The organism is [Borrelia] turdi (assembly GCF_030439285.2).
In the GTDB taxonomy this organism is placed as follows: Bacteria; Spirochaetota; Spirochaetia; order Borreliales; family Borreliaceae; genus Borreliella; species Borreliella turdi.
Genome location: NZ_CP124018.1, coordinates 812,116 through 827,976, shown reverse-complemented (window position 1 = coordinate 827,976; position 15,861 = coordinate 812,116). Strand labels below are relative to the sequence as shown.

The following is a 15,861-nucleotide window of genomic DNA, read 5'->3' as shown; positions in this document are numbered from 1 at the left end:
GTAAATTCAAATTCAATTATACAAATAAAGAACAACAAAAAACCTAAGATTAATAATTAAGGCTCTATTAAAGTCATCATTCAAAAGAATAATAACTTTCAAAACAATCATCATCTAATAAAACTTTTTTTATTTTTAATTTGCCCTTCTCATAAATCTCAATATAATTAAATCTTGTAGAACCATTAACTTTTCTATAAATTGAAACCAAACTTCCAACCACATAATTTTTAATTTCTACTAAATTAAATCCAAAGTATTTTTTTTTACTTATCAAGCTTGATCTAATATCTAAAACAGAAATTTTTTCAAAAAATAAATTCAAAGCAGTAGGTGGGAAAAAATCTTTAATATTAATCAAGAATAATTCTCTGATCCCAAGATTATTAAAATCGTAACCTAAATGATTAAAAAGATTGAACTTAAAAGAATGTAAAGCAAATGTATAAACATCTCTTTTATTAGGATATTGAACCTCAATCATATCAACATAAGGATAAACAGAATAGTTTATTTTATAACCAAATAAACTATTCTCATAATAAACTGGAAACTTATCTTTAAAATAAACTTTACTAAAATATCTATTATTTAAACTAAATTTATTGCCAAAATCTGCTGTTCCTGAAAAAACACCTACTAAAATTCCATCTTTGAGTATGGCAATATTATTTTTATTGTCAATACAATAAATTCCTGACAACCTTTTATAATCTTCTAAAAATTTACTCTTCATCTCAGGATCTTCTAAAAGATCATAAAACATTTTATATTCATTTATTGTCTCAGGAGGAAATTTTTTAAAAATTCTATAAGCTTCAACGGGGTCTAAAAGCTTGTATTTTAAAAAATAAATGCCATGAATTCCATTATATTCTTTAATTTTACCCTTAAGAAAAGAAAACAAAGAAACAGAATTGTCATAATTAAAATCTGAATTTCTAAATATATAATTAATATTTTCAGTTGTAAAGAAAAAATCTTCTTTTGATCTAATAGCATTAAAAATGCTGAAAAAAAACCTATCTTCTTTTAAGAACCACTTAAAAAATAAAAAATCATTGCCATACAAAGAAAAGGCTTTAAATAAAACTTTTTTAAAATCATTCCCAAAGCTTTTAAGCCTTCCAGAAGCTTCAAGTCTCATGCAAATTAAATTTTTATCTATTTGTAATTCTTCATTTAAGCTTCCATACAAAGTAATAATTTCTTTATACATATCCTCATTATTGTTTTGCCTTAAAAGCAATGCAAAATAATAAGTGTATATTTCTTTAGTAGCTATTATTTTAAAGTTATTAATCTTAATTGCTTCTTTTAATAAATAAATTCTATCTATTAAAGCAATATCCTCTTTTAATGCAAGCTCATAAAGAGAGTCTGATGCTAGCAAATTAAAATCAAGAGATCCATAAATCAGGTCACTTCCTTTTTGAAAATTGGAAAAATTTTTAGACTCATTAAAAAGAATACTTGAAATATCTTCATCTTCTTTGATTAAAGCTGCATTTAGGTTTATAGAAATAAAAAGAATCAAACCCATCTTTAAATAAAACATAAACACTTATCCTAACCTTTTATCTCTTCCTCCTTTACTTCTTTTGAAGTAGCAGAATCCACTACAAATAAATCGTGCTCATCTTCACTAACTTCAAAACCCAAAAGCTCTCTTACTTCTTTATCTGTCAAAGTTTCCTTTAAAACAAGTTCTTTTGCAAGCTTAACAAGCTGATCCTTATGCTTTACAAGAATATCTGATGCTTCTTTCAAACATTCTTCAAGTATTCTTTTTACTTCTCTGTCAACTTTATCAGCAGTGTTCTCAGAATAAGCCTTAGCCTTTGAAAACTCTTTTGGAAGAAAAATGGGTGCTTCATCATCTACTAAAAATATTGGCCCAACCTCTTCGCCCATTCCCCACTCCGTAACCATTTTCTTAGCCAAGCTAGTAGCTTGCATTAAATCATTTTGAACACCCGCTGTTGTAAAGCCCAAATTTATTTGCTCACTAGCATAACCACCATAACATATTTTTATTTTATCAAGAATTTGGTACTTGTTTATTGAAAGTCTATCTTCTCTTGGAAGCGAAAATGCAACACCAAGTGCCCTGCCTCTTGGAATAATGGTAACCTTATGGAGTGGATCGGCATGTTCAAGATAATAATGAAGCAAAGCATGCCCTGCCTCATGATAAGCAGTCTCAAGCTTTTGTCTATCAGTAATAGTCATAGATTTTTTTGCAACTCCCATCAGTATTTTATCTCTGGCCTCTTCCATATCCTTCATTAAAATTTCATCTTGATTATTCCTTGCAGCTATTAAGGCTCCTTCATTAATTAAATTTGCAAGATCAGCACCACTAGCTCCAGGAGTAGCTCTTGCTATTACATGCAAATTAATATCCTTTGAAAGCTTTGTTTTTGAAGAATGAATATTTAATATTGCCTCTCTTTCTTTAATATCAGGCAAAGAAACTGTTACTTGTCTGTCAAATCGCCCAGGTCTAAGCAACGCAGAGTCAAGAACATCTGGACGATTTGTGGCAGCCATAACAATTACATTGGTATGTGTTCCAAATCCATCCATTTCAACCAATAGTTGATTAAGAGTTTGCTCTCTTTCATCATGACCACCGCCAAGCCCCGCGCCACGACTTCGACCAACAGCATCAAGCTCATCAATAAAAATAATACATGGAGAATTTTTTCTAGCATTATCAAATAAATCTCTAACACGACTTGCACCAACTCCCACAAACATTTCAACAAAATCTGAACCTGACATGTGAAAAAAACTAACCCCAGCCTCACCAGCAACAGCTTTGGCAAGCAAAGTCTTGCCGGTACCTGGAGAGCCAACCAAAAGCACTCCTTTAGGAATTTTTGCGCCTATTTTTTCAAATTTTTTTGGATTTTTAAGAAATTCAACAACTTCACGAAGCTCTTGCTTAACCTCTTCTTGCCCAGCCACATCTTTAAAGGTGATTTTATTCTTTCCAGCTTCGTACTTTTGAGCATTGCTTTTCCCAAATGTAAAAACTTTTCCACCACCACCTTGGGTTTGACGAAATATAAAGAAAAAGAAAATAAAAAATAAAATCCATGGCAAAGTTTGCAATAAAACCCCAATTAATGAAGCTTGACTTTTTCCTGAGCTAAGCTCAACTTTTTTACTTTTTAATTCTGAAAGCAAATTTATATCAAGATAGGGAATAGTGGTAGAAAAATAAGATTTTACAAAGTTGGAGCCCTTAACAACAAATTGAATCAAATTTTTATCAATTATTACTACAGACTCAACTAAACCATTGTCCAAATAACTCTGAAAAGTGCTATAAGGAACATTTTTATAGCTTTCCCCTCCCCTTATAAAATATGACATAAATATTGCTGAAATTAAAAAAATAACAACAAGTCCTAAAATCCAATTTTTATTCTTCTTTTTGTTATTAGATTTGCCATTATTATTTATATTATTATTGCCATTCATTCCTTTAAAAGCCCTCCAATCAAAGATATACTAATTTTTTTAAGAATGCTTTTTTCACTCCATACTAAGTTTAAAGTATTTAAATCAATAATTCCAATCAACCTATTATCTAATGCTAACAACATTAAATAAATCGGATTGAACCTTATAAACTTAGAAAAAAATTTTTTTGCTTTCAACTTATTTTTAAAAAATTTACATCTAAGCTCATAAGAACAACATTCTAGCCTTGATACAGAAGCCGTATTGCACTCTAAACATTTTAGCAAAATCTTACCTAAAGATAAACTATGCCATTTACCAACTTCTAAAATAAAATTAAAAGGTTTGTAAAGTTTTTCATCCCTTTTAAAAATTAAATTAATTTTATTATGCCTTTTTTCTAAAAAAAATTCATTGGTTTTTAACAAAACATTGTTTTTCTTTTTACTAATCTCTACTTTAAACACTTCATTAAGAGCTTTATAGGAAACTTTAGTTACAATTCCTTCTGAGTTTAAAATTTTAAAAATCAATCTAAATACCAAATACTTAGGAAAATCTAAAAAAGCTTCCAAATCAAAAGAATAATAGTATCTACCTTTCTCAACAGGAAAAAATTCATCTTTTTCAAAATAATCTGAAAATTCTTTTGAAAATTCAGATATTCTCTTAAGACATTTTTCATACCCTTTAAAAATCTTTTCTATAGAAGGTAATAAATTATTTCTAACTCTATTTCTTAGATATAAATTTTGAGCATTTGTACTATCAACAAAAAAACTGATTTTATTCAAATATAAAAAATTCTCAATTTCTAGTCTTGAAACCTCGAGTAATGGCCTTATAATATTTTTGTTAATACTAGGAATGCCTGCAAGACCATCCAAAAAAGATCCTTGAAAAAATCTCATAATTATTGTTTCAATTTGATCGTTCTCGTTATGAGCAAGTGCAATATAATTTGCATCATTTTCTTTAAGGGCATTTTCTAAAGCATTATATCTACATTTCCTTGCAAGTTCTTCAATAGATACTCCCAACCTGGCTGATTCGCTTTTTATATCTATATCGCATTTTTTAATTTGCAAAGCAATGTTGTAAAAATCGCAAAACTCCTTTACATGCTTTATTTCTTGATTTTGCTCATTATCAGACCTAATAAAATGAGCAAAATAAAATGCAATAATATTATTGTCCAAGTAACATTTTAAATTCAATAATAAAGTTGTAGAATCGGCTCCTCCAGAAAAAGCAACAATAACCCGATTTTTATTTAAAGAATTTTTTTTATAAAATTTATCTATTTTAATTTGTATATTATCGTCTAAAAAATGCATTAAAAATTACTAGAATTGATTTTTTGAACCTTATCTTTAAAATTTGCCTCGCTAATATCAATTAACTCATCACTTAAAAAGTCATACAATTTTTCAAGCCTATTTATTTCATCCTTGCAAAATTTAGAAAGAACAAAGCTCTTCATATCGTTCACAATATTGCTCCCAATCCCAATATAAAGTCTACTGTAGTTAGGGCTTCCAAGAGCACTTGAAATTGACTTAAGACCATTATGAGTAGACGCACCACCCCGCTCTTTAAGTCGACATTTTCCCAAAGGAAGATCAACATTGTCAATAACAACTAATAAATTCTTTACACTCATATAAAAATCTGAAAATATTGAAGGAAATAAAGATCCGCTTAGATTCATATAAGTCAATGGCTTAACCAAAATTACCCTTCTAGAAATCATTCTTAACTCTGAATATTCATACTTTTTTTTTCTCTTTAAAAAGAGGCCATTCTTAGAAGCAATTTTATCTAAAAGAGAAAAGCCAACATTATGCCTCGTTAAAGAAAATTCTAATCCAGGGTTTCCTAATCCAAGTATCAACAACCCCATAAAATCACTTTATAATAACAACTTCCAAATTTTCATCACTTTCTGCAAGCCTAACATTAGAAGGCAACACAAGGTCTTTAAGAAGAACGCTATCTCCTTTTTTAACAGGAGTTAAATCAAGCTCTATGAATTCTGGCAAATCCAAGGGTAAAGACTTTACCTTAACTTTCTCTTTCAAAACAGTCAAAATTCCACCCTCTTTAACCCCAACAGAAGCCCCAATAAGCTTAATAGGAATATATCTTTCAAGCTCAACACGCCTATCTACTTCATAAAAATCAATATGATAAATGAGATTGCTGGCAATATTTTCAGCAACATCTTTAATAAAAACGCATCTTTCAAGCTTACCGTCATCTAATATTAAGACAGTATTATCTGTAAACTTTGCAAATTTCTTATTAAACTCACTACTCTTAATTTTCAAGTGTGAAACATCATTACCCTGTCCGTAAACAACCGCCGGTATTTCATATTTAGATCTTATTCTTCGAGCACTAGAAGAGCCAAAGCTTGATCTACATTTACAACTCAAAATCCTGCTATTTTCCACCAAAAAACTCCTAATGTAAAATACTGGGACGGAAGGATTCGAACCCTCGAATGACTGGACCAAAACCAGTTGACTTACCGCTTGTCGACGTCCCAAAATACCTTAATACTTACAATTGACAAGCATACAAGATACAACACGCTTTGTCAATAATTATCTAAAAATCTAATTCAAGCTCAAGATCGGCTGGATTTTCTCTTATATATTCCTTAAAAATAGAAGTTTGCAAAATTTTCCTAAAATCCTGATTGATAGGATGTACAATGTCTTTATATTCGCCAACTCTAGTCCTTCTGTTAGGCATAGCAATAAATACTCCCTTTTGCCCTTTAATAACTCTAATATTGTGAAGAACTAAGCAATTGTCAAAAGTAACTGCAACGTATGCTAGCAATTTAGAACCAGAATTTTTACTTTCAACTTTCTTAATCCTTATGTCTGTAATATCCACTTATAAGCCTCCCGCAAAAAGTACATACCTTAAATCTAAAATATTTTCTATTTTTTGTAAACACATTTTTATGATATTTTTAGTTTTTTTAATTAAACAGTAATTAAGTATAAATAATAATTCCCTTGGACCATATTTTTTCAAGCTCATAGTATTCTCTAGCCTTTTCGCTCATTAGATGAATTACCAAATTTCCACCCGAAACAACAGACCAGTCATAAACCAACCCTTTTCCTTGAACATTAAAATTAATTTTCTTTTCTTTAAAAAATTTAACTATCTTATCAAAATACAAAGTTTCCATCTGCTTAAATGATACAAAGGTAGCTATTATAAAAAAATCAGTCCAATTGCAAATATTACTAACATTAATACCTATAACGTCAATTCCATTAAAATCGCTTATTATTTTGCATAAATTATTAATATCACTGGCTTTTAACATATCTTCCATCAAAATCAGCTCCTAAAATAACTATTACATCGGGATTAATATCAAAGTTATCAAGCTCTAAGAATCTTTTAGTTTGAACTTCAGAAATTGGCTTAATATTTACAGCTTTAATTACCTCCCCAACTCTAACAGCCATTTCCAAATTATCCGAATTATTTATAATCAAGGTATTTTTATAAGAATTTTTATCTGCATTGCCAAATTTTAAAACTTTAAATTTTAAAGAATTAAAAATATTTGCTGTTTTTTTTGCAAGCCCAGCAACTTTTGTTCCATTTAAAACAACAATCTTTACTATCTCTTCTACACCTTCATTAACCAACTCTTTATTCAATTTATCAACAGATTCTTTTAAAATAGCGCCCCCATAATAAGGGAAAACCACTTTTATTAAATTATTATCACTATCCTTAAAAATCTCTTCTTGTCCTTTAATATTAATAGAAATAATTTTATTATTATTTATTTTATAATTTTTAACAATATATTTAAAAACAACCTCTGAAAGGTTAGTATCTAGCATGGAATATATTTTAAAAAAATTGTCATTTTCAATGCCAAAATCTGAAATTTGAAAAAGAAGTTTTTTAAAAAACTCTTTAAAAAACTCAACTCTCTCTTCAAACTGATTAACATTATTAAAATATCTTAAGTAATCGTATGCTTTATCACCATCAAAATTAGAAGTGCCAGAGGGTATTAAAATAGAATCCTCAAAGCTATAAACTTTTACTGGGTTTTTAACAAGAAGCCTAACTCCTCCCAAGTAATCAATAAGTTTAACAAAATTTTCTTTTTGAAAACGAATATAATAATCTGATTCATGAGATAGTTGTGTATAAATTTTAGATAAAAATTTATTAAAAGAATTTTTTTTATAAAGATCTTTAAACCAAGATATATTACCTTTTAAATCCTCATATCCAGTATGAATTGGAATATCTAAAAATCCAATATTTCCTGTTTTTATATTAATAAAAATTTCTTGCATACTTACAAGGTTTTTGTTAAGATCTTCTACTAGAAACAAAAAACTAATATTGCTCTTTGTATTAAGCTCAAAATAAACCAACTCTTTTTTAGAACTTCTAATAAAAAAAATTACTACACCTGCTATTATAAGAATAATTAAAAGTAAAAAAATTAAATCTTTCCTCAAATACTTACCTTTTTGACATACAAATTATTATCTTTAATGTATTTTAACACACCAAAGGGTAGTAAATAGCTAACAGGAAATCCATTAGCAATTCTATTCCTAATCTCTGACGAAGAGATCGGTATTATTTTATTGTCTACATAAATATGCTTAAAAGAACTTTTTAGCCTCTCTTTGTAAATTCTGTGAGCAATAACAAGATCAACAGAACTTGCAATGCTTTGGGGGTCTTTCCATGAATCAAAATTTTGAAAAAGATCATCACCAATAACCAAAAAAAGCTTATCGTTTTTATATTTTTTCTTAACACAAGAAACAGTATCAACTGTATAAGTTATTCCGCCATTTATTATGTCACAATCGTCTACGAACATTTTATTTTCATTTTCTAATGCAAGCTTAAGCATATCTATTCTATTTTTAACACTAACGTCCCCCCCAATCAATTTATGAGCAGGATTACAAGTAGGAATAAATATTATCTTATCAATATTTAATAAAAACTCTATCTCTTTAGCCAAAAAAATATGTCCAATATGAACTGGATTATAAGTGCCTCCTAATATTGCAATTCTCATAAGTTATTTTTCCCTAAACAAATGAATTTGACATCCAAAAACCAAGTCTTAAAAATAAAAACACCGACAATAAAATCGGTTATTATTAAAAAGTTTTAGCCAAAATAAAAAATTCTTTAATAAGTTCATCAATCCCTTTGTTCTCATAAATAGAAATGCCCAAAATCTTTTCTTTCCTCAAAGTTTTTATCAAGTAATCAAAATTCTTCTTAGAACTATCCAAATCAAGCTTATTGGCAATAATAATTTTTTTTTTATTAAAAAGATCAAAGCTATAAGATTTTAATTCATTTAAAAGAATGTTATATGATTCTAAAAAATTTGCTTCGGAAATATCAATTACTAAAGCTAAAATTTTAGTTTTAGTAATATGTTTTAAAAACTTAGTCCCAAGTCCTACTCCAAAACTAGCACCTTTAATTATTCCCGGAATATCTGCAATTATTAAATTATCATAAGAATATCTGAGTACACCAAGATGAGGAATCTTTGTTGTAAAAGGATAATTTGCAACCTTAGATTTTGCTGAAGTTATTCTATTAAGAAGAGAAGATTTACCAGCATTAGGAAGACCAACAAGTCCAATATCGGCCACCAAAAAAAGCTCAAGACGCACATTTAAGTTAATACCTGATTCTCCAGGTTGAGCAAACCTTGGCGCCCTTCTAATTGAAGTTTTAAAATTCCAATTACCAAGACCGCCTCTACCGCCTTTTAAAATAACAAATTCGTCATTTAATTTTTCAAGCCTACATAAAAGAGTTCCATCATCTTCATTATAAATATCTGTATTTGGGGGAACAAAAAGAATTAAATCTTCACCATTAGCACCACTTTTCTTAAAGCCCATTCCAGGTTTACCATTTTTAGCACAAAGCACATGACCATTTTTATAAGAAGCTAAAGTGCGAAGATTTTCTCTCACCTTGAAAATTACACTCCCACCACTCCCACCATTTCCACCATCCGGACCGCCCTTTGCATTAAACTTTTCACGCAAAAAAGAAACGCACCCAGAACCGCCATTGCCTGAAACTACTGTTATACTTACAGAGTCCTTAAAGTTATACAAACTTTCTCCAATTTTTCAAACATTAAAACTAAATATTATTTACATACTAAATAATATTTACATATTTTCGTCCCTTCAAAGTTTTAAACTCTACCTTACCAGATGAAAGTGCAAATATTGTATAATCTCTTCCAAGGCCTACGTTTTTACCCTTATGAAATTTCGTACCTCTTTGTCTAACAATTATTTCTCCAGCCTTAACAAACTGACCACCACTTCTTTTAACTCCAAGTCGTTTAGATATAGAATCTCGCCCATTTTTTGAACTACCACCACTTTTACTTGTTGCCATTAATTTTCCTCCAAAACTAATTTAATATCATTAGGATACTCAAAGCACAAATCATTTATGCCTCTAATTAAAAATCTGCTATAATAAAAAAGGCTTTCTTTACTTAAATCCTTAAAAAAGGACTTAAATTCTAAATAACCTCTTTTTGAATTCTTTACAATAAAAGCCTCACCCTCAAGATCAAGAACACTGAAAAAGGTTCTCAAAATAAAAGAAAAAGAAGAACAGACAACGTTGACATTATTCTTACTTATAGCATGCCCATTGGCTAAAAGATAAATGATTACATCATCTTTTACTTTTACTAAAACATCAATCAATAACTTAAGAAACTATTTCATCAACCAAAATGTAAGAATAGGTTTGTCTGTGTCCAACTTTTCTCTCGCTTGATTTTCTTCTTCTATATCTATAAGAAATAACCTTCTTATCTTTTTTATCTTCTTTATAGGTACACCTAACAAGAGAATTTATAACATAAGGCTTTCCTATTTTAATCTCTCCATCTTTACTAACAAGCAAAACGCTATTAAATTCTAACTTCTCTTTTTCAATAGGAGAAATTTTATCTATTTTTAAAAATTCGCCCTCAATAGCCTTATATTGTTTGCCATTTATTTCTACCAATGCATACATTACATTACCTCAACTAAATATTGTAAATTTAATAAAAAAGAAAAGTCAAGCATTAAATTAATTGTACCTTACAAGGGAATTAACTTCATAGCCTTTAAGGATGTGTCTGCCATTAATACCACAAAGCTCAATAAAACAAAAAATATCCTTAACTCTGCCTCCAGATTTCTCTAGCAAAATTGCAGATGATTTTAAAGTTCCACCAGTAGCTAATATATCGTCTATTAAAAGAATATTGGAATACATTTTAACATCGTCTTTGTGCACCTCTATTCTCCCAAAACCATATTCAAGCTCATACTCTTCGCTAAAAACCTCTCTAGGCAATTTACCCTCTTTTCGAATTAAAACAAGAGGAAGTTGCATTTTTAAAGACAAAGGGGCGCCTATTAAATATCCCCTAGACTCAACAACCGCAATGCAATCAATTTTTTTAAAATTATAAAAAGAATATGCCTCATTTATTAATGAAGTATAAACTTCGGGTTTTAACAAAACACTAGTAATATCGTAAAAAAGAACACCCTTTTTAGGAAAATCGGGTACTTTTGTAATAAATTGATCATAATACTCTGCTTTATTTTTCATAAACCTACTTATCCCATCTATATGCTTATGTATTTTTTCAAAATAGTAAAGTAAAAACAAAAACCAAATTTATTCTTTTAAAGGAGGAGCTGGAACAAGATTATGCAAGTCTACTTTTGGCATTTCATCAACTTCAGCTCTTGTCCAAATTTTACTTCTGCCAAAAATCCAAATTTTACCCTTAGTGATAAGATTACCGGTTTTACTATCAACGCTCATTTCAGAATTATAAATTTTGCCGTTTTTAGGATCTATTATTTTACCCCTATCCCACTTTTTAAAAGAAGGAGAATACTTAAGCCCCCACATAAAATCAAGGCCTTCTATTGCAAGATTTTCAAACCCAACCACAGTGTCTCCTGAAGGACTTTTAGTATCATACTTTTTACCATCTTTTATTACAATTAAAATTCGTCCATAAACTTCTTCATTATATTTATAAATATAAATAATAGAATTTTTTATTTTACTTGCATCATCATACCCGACCCAATATCCTAAAACCTCATCTCCAGAATTAAGGTTTTCAGCCTTATTAATAATTTTACTTTCATTTAAATCTTCTGAATTTGCAAATAAAAACATTGCAAAACAAAAAAAAAACTTTGATAAAATCCTATTCATCAATTCTCCTTAAAACTAATAATTCTAAACTATAGTTCTTTTTTTTAAAATTACTCATTTAAGATGGCTAATTGAAAAATTAGCCACAAAAATCATTATACAACTTATTTTATAAATTTTAATTATTAAGGTAAAAACCTAAACAAAAGTTGACCCAAAAAATATAATAATTAAGCAAAAAAACAATAGATCAATTAATTGTTATATAAGACAATTAATGGTAGTATTAATAAAGTTAATTGTCTTTAAGGATTTAATTCGTGATAAGAGGAATTTATACAGCTGCCAGCGGAATGATGGCAGAAAGGCGCAAGCTTGATGCAGTGTCAAACAATTTGGCAAATATAGATCTTATTGGGTATAAAAAAGATTTGTCCATTCAAAAAGCATTTCCAGAAATGCTAATAAGAAGACTAAATGATGATGGCCTTTATAAATTTCCCAAAGGGCATCTTGAAACAGCTCCTATTGTAGGCAAACTGGGAACAGGAGTTGAAGAAAATGAGATATATACAATATTTGAACAAGGCCCATTAAAAACCACTGGCAATCCATTAGATTTGGCGCTCACTGATCAAGGATTTTTTGTAATACAAACTTCAGATGGAGAAAGATATACAAGAAATGGTTCTTTTACTATTGGAAAAGAGGGAATCCTCGTTACAAAAAGCGGATTTCCTGTTCTTGGAGAAAAAGGATATATATATTTAAAAAAAAATAATTTTAAGATAACGCCCCAAGGACAAATCTTTTACAATTCAAACTTTGAACCAAACCCTAAAAGACTTGTTAGCGAACGTGAAAATTCTTGGGAAAATTACGAACTGCTTGATACCATCAGAATTGTAAATTTCGAAAATCCCAGATTTCTCAAAAAACAAGGAAATTCTTTATGGATTGATACAAAAACATCTGGCAAAGCACAAGAAATTAATATATCATTAAGGCCTAAAATAGAAACAGAAGCACTCGAAGCTTCCAATGTTAATGCCGTTAAGGAAATGGTTTTAATGATTGAAATCAATAGAGCTTACGAAGCTAATCAAAAAACAATACAAACTGAAGACGGTCTTTTAGGAAAATTAATAAATGAAATTGGAAAATATTAAGGAGCATATTTTATGATGAGAGCATTATGGACAGCAGCAAGTGGAATGACTGCACAGCAATACAATGTAGACACAATTGCCAATAATCTTTCAAATGTGAATACTACAGGATTTAAAAAAATAAGAGCAGAATTTGAAGATTTGATTTACCAAACCCAAAACAGAGCAGGAACTCCTGCAACTGAAAATACTTTAAGACCGCTTGGAAATCAAGTTGGCCACGGAACAAAAATTGCTGCTACTCAGAGAATATTTGAACAAGGAAAAATGCAATCCACCAATTTACTCACTGATGTTGCTATTGAAGGAGATGGATTTTACAAAATTCTTTTACCTGATGGAACTTATGCGTATACTAGAGATGGGTCATTTAAAATCGATTCTAACCGAGAGCTTGTAACAAGTCAAGGATACAAATTACTGCCTAATATATTCTTCCCAGAAGAATATATCCAAAACTCAATTACAATATCTGAGCAAGGAATAGTGTCGGTAAAAATTGATAACAACAACGAACAAATAGAACTTGGACAAATTGAAATATCAAGATTTGTTAATCCTGCAGGACTAAGTGCTATTGGAAGCAATTTATTCAAAGAAACAGCTGGATCCGGCCAAGAAATAGCAGGAATACCGGGAAGCGAAGGCATGGGGATATTAAGACAAGGCATTCTTGAAATGTCAAATGTATCTATTGCTGAAGAAATGGTAACAATGATAGTAGCTCAAAGGGCTTATGAAATAAACTCAAAGACTATCCAAACTTCTGACAATATGTTAGGAATCGCAAATAATTTAAAAAGGCAATAAAAATAAAGAAAAAATTATTTATTTTTATTTTATTCTTAACAACAAAATCAATTATGAGCATTGCTCATGATTTGTGCTTCAACATAACTCCTAGTAAAGCATATTTTTTTTCAAGAAAGTATTCAAAAATATGCAATAATCAAAACTTATCAAAAATATATATTCCTCCGCATTTAAATAAAAAGTCAATAATTTTTGAAATGATTTATTACATCACAAAAAATTTATCAAATGAAAATATTTACATACTTCAATTCAACTTTGATGAATCTGAAATAAACATAGACGATAAATTTTTCAAAAAAATAAAATTTAAAGTAAAAAGCAACAACTCATATAAAAATATTCCAATTCAAAAAACTCTAGTTTATTATGCAAAAAACTTTGAAAGCTACAAAAGACACAATTACGTTAACATGTATATTGATATAATTGAGCCTATTGTATTTGCAAAAGAAAATCTAAAAAAAAATGAAATCCTTAATGAGCATAATATCTACTTTAAATATAAAATAAACACAACTGGAATAAATGATGTTTTAAGTCTAAATGAATTAAATAATAGTAAATATAAAGTTATACGCAACACAATCAAAAATGAAGAAATACTATTAAATAACGTACAAAAAGAATAATGCTTTATTTTGTCAATTTAATAATTTTAAGACTAATTAGCAATTAACCAAAAAAATTCATTAATTGCAATAATTGATATAAAATAGTAGATGTTAAAAGAAATAAAATCAATAGGGTAAAGAATGAACAAACTAATGTTAATGTTAATTGCATTTACAACAAGTCTATTAGCCCAAACAAATAAAGCTTCAATGGGATTAAAAACAGAACAATCATTTAACAACAAACTATCTGAAAGCATAAAATTAAAAGAAATTGCTAATATTTGTCCTACCAGCACAAATTTTTTAACAGGTATTGGAATAGTAGCGGGCCTTGCTGGAAAAGGAGATTCTTTAAAACAAAAAGACCTTATAAGTAAAATTTTAGAAGAAAATAATACAATAGATGAAATAAACTTTAATAACATAGAAAGCAAAAATATCGCACTAGTAAGTGTAAGCCTCCAAGTAAAAGGCAATACGATCAAAGGCTCAAAACATAAAACTTGCATTGCACCAATGTTAAACTCAAAAGATTTAACAAATGGAATACTTTTAAAAACAAATCTTAAAAATAAAGAGGGAAAAATAATAGCAATTGCATCAGGAATTATAAAGACTAATAACAAATTAAAAGGTTCTGGATACACTCTAGACAGTATAATAATAAATGAGGATCAAGATATTAATTACAGTTATAATATAATTCTTAAAAAAGGGAATTATACATTGGCAAACAAAATTCATAAAATATTGACCTCTAAAAAAATCAACAACAAAATTAAATCGGAGAGCACAATAGAAATAGAAGTGAAAAACATAGGCTTATTAGAAGAGATCGAGAATATTAAAATAGAAACTAATCCTAAGATACTAATAGACAAAAAAAATGGTATTATCTTAGCAAGTGAGAATGCTAAAATAGGAGCGTTTACATTTTCCATTGAAAAAGACAACCGAAATATTTTAAACGGTAATAATAAAATAACAATTCAAGTAAATTCAATGAAATTAAACGAATTCCTATTGAAAAATTCTAACAATCTTAGTAGTAAAGAATTAATTCAAATAATTCAGGCTGCACAAAAAATCAATAAATTAAATGGAGAACTTATCTTGGAGGAAGTTGATGGAAACTAAAATTAATTCACAAAATCTAAAATTTAAAAATCAAATAAATAATTTTAAAAATCCCGTAGAAATAAAAAAATCCTTTCAAAAAAACGAAGAACTTCAAAAAGCCTCTTTAGAATTTGAAGCTATATTTATCAAGCAAATGCTTGATAGCATGAAAAAAACTCTTAACAAAGATCAAAATCTGCTAAGCGGAGGTCAAGTAGAAGAAATTTTTGAAGACATGCTTTACGAGCAAAGAGCCAAGCAAATAGCACAATCTCAAAGCTTTGGAATTGCCAATTTGATTTACGATCAATTACAGAAAAATAAATAATTCGAAAACACTCCTCACCTAAAAAATTATAGCCAATTTAATTTAAAGATATTATTAAACTAAATTGGCACAATTTTTGCATGGAAGTCAA

The 15,861-nt window shown here is 28.7% G+C and carries 20 protein-coding genes and 1 tRNA gene; 5 read left to right on the top strand and 16 right to left on the bottom strand.

Features of this window, described 5'->3' with window-relative positions; all coding sequences use genetic code 11:
* Positions 1-76: 76 nt before the first annotated feature.
* The 16 genes from QIA31_RS04525 to QIA31_RS04450 form a co-directional block, all read right to left on the bottom strand.
* Positions 77-1,558: a hypothetical protein gene (locus QIA31_RS04525; protein ID WP_301394401.1), complete on the bottom strand. Its 1,482-nt coding sequence runs from the start codon at positions 1,556-1,558 to the stop codon at positions 77-79.
* 11 nt (positions 1,559-1,569) lie between these two features.
* On the bottom strand, positions 1,570-3,492 hold the full coding sequence (gene ftsH / locus QIA31_RS04520; protein WP_301385920.1) for an ATP-dependent zinc metalloprotease FtsH: 1,923 nt from the start codon (positions 3,490-3,492) through the stop codon (positions 1,570-1,572).
* Positions 3,489-4,811 (bottom strand): tRNA lysidine(34) synthetase TilS, encoded by a 1,323-nt coding sequence (tilS, locus tag QIA31_RS04515; RefSeq protein WP_301394400.1) that lies wholly within the window; start codon positions 4,809-4,811, stop codon positions 3,489-3,491. Before tilS ends, ftsH begins: the two co-directional genes overlap by 4 nt.
* A complete protein-coding gene (gene pth / locus QIA31_RS04510; RefSeq protein ID WP_301394399.1) occupies positions 4,811-5,377 on the bottom strand; it encodes an aminoacyl-tRNA hydrolase in 567 nt (188 codons plus the stop codon). Before pth ends, tilS begins: the two co-directional genes overlap by 1 nt.
* 4 nt (positions 5,378-5,381) lie before the next feature.
* Positions 5,382-5,930 (bottom strand): 50S ribosomal protein L25/general stress protein Ctc, encoded by a 549-nt coding sequence (locus QIA31_RS04505; RefSeq protein WP_301394398.1) that lies wholly within the window; start codon positions 5,928-5,930, stop codon positions 5,382-5,384.
* A 23-nt stretch (positions 5,931-5,953) separates the two neighbouring features.
* Positions 5,954-6,025, bottom strand: a tRNA-Gln gene (locus QIA31_RS04500).
* Positions 6,026-6,087: 62 nt separating this feature from the next.
* Positions 6,088-6,381: a DNA-binding protein SpoVG gene (gene spoVG / locus QIA31_RS04495; RefSeq protein WP_301394397.1), complete on the bottom strand. Its 294-nt coding sequence runs from the start codon at positions 6,379-6,381 to the stop codon at positions 6,088-6,090.
* A gap of 103 nt (positions 6,382-6,484) precedes the next feature.
* Positions 6,485-6,835 (bottom strand): ribosome silencing factor, encoded by a 351-nt coding sequence (gene rsfS / locus QIA31_RS04490; protein ID WP_151060424.1) that lies wholly within the window; start codon positions 6,833-6,835, stop codon positions 6,485-6,487.
* The gene (locus QIA31_RS04485) at positions 6,810-7,994 is read right to left on the bottom strand and encodes an LCP family protein (protein ID WP_301394396.1); all 1,185 of its coding nucleotides are present in this window, start codon (positions 7,992-7,994) and stop codon (positions 6,810-6,812) included. Before QIA31_RS04485 ends, rsfS begins: the two co-directional genes overlap by 26 nt.
* Positions 7,991-8,572, bottom strand: coding sequence for a nicotinate (nicotinamide) nucleotide adenylyltransferase (gene nadD / locus QIA31_RS04480; RefSeq protein WP_301394395.1), 582 nt, complete (start codon positions 8,570-8,572; stop codon positions 7,991-7,993). Before nadD ends, QIA31_RS04485 begins: the two co-directional genes overlap by 4 nt.
* A gap of 85 nt (positions 8,573-8,657) precedes the next feature.
* Positions 8,658-9,644, bottom strand: coding sequence for a GTPase ObgE (gene obgE / locus QIA31_RS04475; protein WP_301394394.1), 987 nt, complete (start codon positions 9,642-9,644; stop codon positions 8,658-8,660).
* Between the two features lie 46 nt (positions 9,645-9,690).
* Positions 9,691-9,936: a 50S ribosomal protein L27 gene (gene rpmA, locus QIA31_RS04470; protein WP_004791364.1), complete on the bottom strand. Its 246-nt coding sequence runs from the start codon at positions 9,934-9,936 to the stop codon at positions 9,691-9,693.
* Positions 9,936-10,256, bottom strand: coding sequence for a ribosomal-processing cysteine protease Prp (locus QIA31_RS04465; RefSeq protein ID WP_151060420.1), 321 nt, complete (start codon positions 10,254-10,256; stop codon positions 9,936-9,938). Before QIA31_RS04465 ends, rpmA begins: the two co-directional genes overlap by 1 nt.
* A 4-nt stretch (positions 10,257-10,260) precedes the next feature.
* Positions 10,261-10,572: a 50S ribosomal protein L21 gene (gene rplU / locus QIA31_RS04460; RefSeq protein WP_151060419.1), complete on the bottom strand. Its 312-nt coding sequence runs from the start codon at positions 10,570-10,572 to the stop codon at positions 10,261-10,263.
* A gap of 57 nt (positions 10,573-10,629) precedes the next feature.
* On the bottom strand, positions 10,630-11,160 hold the full coding sequence (locus QIA31_RS04455; RefSeq protein WP_301385904.1) for an adenine phosphoribosyltransferase: 531 nt from the start codon (positions 11,158-11,160) through the stop codon (positions 10,630-10,632).
* Between the two features lie 69 nt (positions 11,161-11,229).
* The gene (locus QIA31_RS04450; protein ID WP_301394393.1) at positions 11,230-11,784 is read right to left on the bottom strand and encodes a DUF2147 domain-containing protein; all 555 of its coding nucleotides are present in this window, start codon (positions 11,782-11,784) and stop codon (positions 11,230-11,232) included.
* Between the two features lie 260 nt (positions 11,785-12,044).
* Here QIA31_RS04450 and flgF point away from each other — a divergent pair, with 260 nt between their 5' ends.
* From flgF to QIA31_RS04425, 5 genes are all read left to right on the top strand, one after another.
* On the top strand, positions 12,045-12,893 hold the full coding sequence (gene flgF, locus QIA31_RS04445; protein ID WP_301385901.1) for a flagellar basal-body rod protein FlgF: 849 nt from the start codon (positions 12,045-12,047) through the stop codon (positions 12,891-12,893).
* 12 nt (positions 12,894-12,905) lie between these two features.
* Positions 12,906-13,703, top strand: coding sequence for a flagellar basal-body rod protein FlgG (flgG, locus tag QIA31_RS04440; RefSeq protein WP_301385899.1), 798 nt, complete (start codon positions 12,906-12,908; stop codon positions 13,701-13,703).
* A gap of 53 nt (positions 13,704-13,756) precedes the next feature.
* Complete coding sequence (locus QIA31_RS04435; protein ID WP_363321940.1) at positions 13,757-14,338, top strand: hypothetical protein; 582 nt, start codon at positions 13,757-13,759, stop codon at positions 14,336-14,338.
* A gap of 123 nt (positions 14,339-14,461) precedes the next feature.
* On the top strand, positions 14,462-15,460 hold the full coding sequence (locus QIA31_RS04430) for a flagellar basal body P-ring protein FlgI (RefSeq protein ID WP_301394392.1): 999 nt from the start codon (positions 14,462-14,464) through the stop codon (positions 15,458-15,460).
* Positions 15,450-15,770 (top strand): rod-binding protein, encoded by a 321-nt coding sequence (locus QIA31_RS04425; protein WP_301394391.1) that lies wholly within the window; start codon positions 15,450-15,452, stop codon positions 15,768-15,770. Before QIA31_RS04430 ends, QIA31_RS04425 begins: the two co-directional genes overlap by 11 nt.
* Positions 15,771-15,861 lie beyond the last annotated feature (91 nt).